The following is a 2,664-nucleotide window of genomic DNA, read 5'->3' as shown; positions in this document are numbered from 1 at the left end:
CAATTGGTTGTGCGGTAGATTTTGTGTGTAGGCTTCTTCATTTGAAAATTATATCGCTGAAAAAGCCTTTACAGATAGGTTTGTGCAACAAAGCCATTCAGATGGTAAATCTACGCCTGTCTATTCTGCTTGTATTCCTCGGATAAAAAATCGTATTAATGTTCATTATTATGCTTACTATCTTCGAAATTTAGCTTTAGCAGGTTTTATTGAATCACTAGCTAAAGGAATTCGAGAGCGTTCTACAGATTTTAGGTTTGCGGATTTTGCTGAACTATTATTGCCATTTCCTAAATTAGAGGATCAGGAAAGAATCGTAGCCTTTCTTAATCAAAAAACTGCTGAAATCGACCAAGCTATTGCCATTAAAGAACAGCAAATTGCTTTACTTAATGAACGTAAGCAAATTGTGATTCAAAAAGCAGTGACTCAAGGTTTAGATCCAAATGTACTGATGAAAGATTCGGGTGTGGAATGGATTGGTCAAATTCCTGAAAAGTGGAAATTAATGAGGCTTAAGTTTCTGCTTTCAGAGATAAATGTTAGATCTGAAACAGGTGATGAAACCTTATTATCTTTAAGTAAATATAAAGGTGTTATTCCAAAAGATGCTTTAGATGAAAGAGCAGGTGGTGCATCTACATTAGTCGGTTATAAAAAAGTTTTTAAAGACAATCTTGTGATCAACAAGATGCAGGCTGTTAATGGTTTACTTGCAGTTTCTGAGTTGGAAGGCATTACAAGTCCAGATTATTCTGTTTATTCAGCTAAAGATAACTCTGTAAGCATTCATTATATTACGTTTCTGCTTAATCAGCCTGAATATTTGGCTGAAATGAAGAAAAGAGTTACAGGTGTAATGGAAGGTTTTATCCGACTTTATACTGATGATTTATTCGATATAAAGGTTTTACTGCCAAGCTATGCAGAGCAACTGAAAATAGTCCAGTATATTAATACAGTGATAAAACAGGTTGAAGAAGCTACAAGTAATTTAGTTCAGCAAATCGAAAAGCTAAAAGAATATAAAACCACACTTATTAACGATGCTGTGACAGGCAAAATTAAAGTGGCATAAAAATTTAAACCTAGCGAACTTCGGTTGGCTAGGTTTTTTTAATATTTCGGGGGGAATATGAGCTTATATACAGTAGACACAGCCAATAAAAAACTGAAACCATTAGACGGTACAAAACTCAGCGAACAACAGCTTACTGAGCGTTATGACTTGCAAGAATGGTTAGTCAGCCACCCTGAAGCATTGGGCGAAGAACTGCTGATTATCCAAAAAGAATTTGATGGCTTTGATGGCACAGGTGAACGCTTAGACCTTTTGGCATTAGATACCAAAGGACAACTGGTATTGATTGAAAATAAGCGTGATGACAGTGGACGTGACGCCGTGTGGCAGGCACTCAAGTATGCCTCTTATGTAGCGCCATTTACTTCAGATGACATCGAAGACGTCTTTGCAAAATATTTAATTAAAAATAAACCTGTATATGCAGATTTGGATGATCATGCATTTGATGCCGACCAAGTCAAAAACACAGCTAAAATACTGATTGAACGCTTTTTAGAAGAACATCAGGAAATGGGTGTATCGATTACGACACTTAATCCACGTAATAGCCAGCGTATTATCTTGGTGGCGGGGGAGTTTCGTAAAGAAGTAACTAACACAGCACTGTGGTTGCTTGATCGTAAAATTGATGTGAAATGCGTCAAAGTTTCGCCATATAAACTAGACGAACAATTGTTGGTGGACATTCAGCAAATTATCCCTGTCCCTGAAGCATCGGAATATATGGTTCGACTCACGCGTAAGGAAGATGAAGAAACCATTGCCAAAGTAAAACAAGCCGATCATACCGATATACGCTACCAATATTGGGAGCAATTGCTTGCTTATTTTTCACAAAGCGAAAATTCGCTTTATAACAATATTAGCCCGAAGACTGATCATTGGCTCAGTTCAGCAACGGGTATTTCTCAATGCACCTATCACCTGATCTTCTTGCAGAAAGCGCTACGAGTAGATATTGAGTTTGCGAGAAAGGACGCCGTAGAGAACAAACAGCTTTTTGACTTTTTCTATGAGCGTAAAAATGAGATTGAGCGCAAATTTGGTAAGCCTCTAGAGTGGCTAAGATTAGATGCTAAGAAATCATCTCGGATTGAGTTTATTTGTAAGCGTCCGCTGAATCCCATACCTATTTTTTAATTCGATTTAGGTTTCCAGCAGTGCGGCAGCAATTCTTCAATTTGGGTCACTTTGTGTGTCGGTAACCTTTTCAGCACATCACTTAAATAGGCATACGGATCCAAGCCATTCAGCTTTGCTGACTGGATTAAAGTCATGATGTTTGCCGCTCGCTGACCACTGCGCAGCGAACCTGCAAACAGCCAGTTCTTGCGTCCCAACGCCCAGGGACGCATCTGATTCTCTACCCAATTGTTGCATATCGGTAGATTGCCATCATCCAGATAGCGGCTTAAGGCTGGCCAACGCTTCAGAGTGTAATTGATAGCCTTGGCGGTGGGAGAACTCGATGGCACTGTCAGATGATGTTGGTTGAGCCATTCATATAGTTGTTGCATCACTGGTTGACTATGCTGTTGTCGGTTTTCGCGGCGGTCTTCCGCTGTACCATAGGTCTTTTT

Annotated in this window: 3 protein-coding genes; 2 read left to right on the top strand and 1 reads right to left on the bottom strand. The window is 39.2% G+C overall.

What is annotated here, in order from left to right:
• Positions 1–82 precede the first annotated feature (82 nt).
• On the top strand, positions 83–1,078 hold the full coding sequence (locus tag ACIG3F_RS16035) for a restriction endonuclease subunit S (RefSeq protein ID WP_396470539.1): 996 nt from the start codon (positions 83–85) through the stop codon (positions 1,076–1,078).
• Between the two features lie 57 nt (positions 1,079–1,135).
• Positions 1,136–2,224: a DUF4268 domain-containing protein gene (locus ACIG3F_RS16030; RefSeq protein ID WP_396470538.1), complete on the top strand. Its 1,089-nt coding sequence runs from the start codon at positions 1,136–1,138 to the stop codon at positions 2,222–2,224.
• Here the strand turns inward: ACIG3F_RS16030 and ACIG3F_RS16025 are convergent.
• A partial coding sequence (locus ACIG3F_RS16025; protein ID WP_396470537.1) for a transposase occupies positions 2,221–2,664 on the bottom strand: 444 nt, incomplete at its 5' end. The two genes, ACIG3F_RS16030 and ACIG3F_RS16025, sit on opposite strands and share 4 nt — an antisense overlap.

The organism is Acinetobacter sp. NPDC052428, assembly GCF_044547685.1.
In the GTDB taxonomy this organism is placed as follows: domain Bacteria; phylum Pseudomonadota; class Gammaproteobacteria; order Pseudomonadales; family Moraxellaceae; genus Acinetobacter; species Acinetobacter lwoffii_G.
This window is presented reverse-complemented; position numbering and strand designations above follow the sequence as displayed.

Excerpts from the sequence above, each read along its gene's own strand:
- ACIG3F_RS16030 (WP_396470538.1), top strand. The coding sequence starts at position 1,136 with ATGAGCTTATATACAGTAGACACAGCCAATAAAAAACTGAAACCATTA.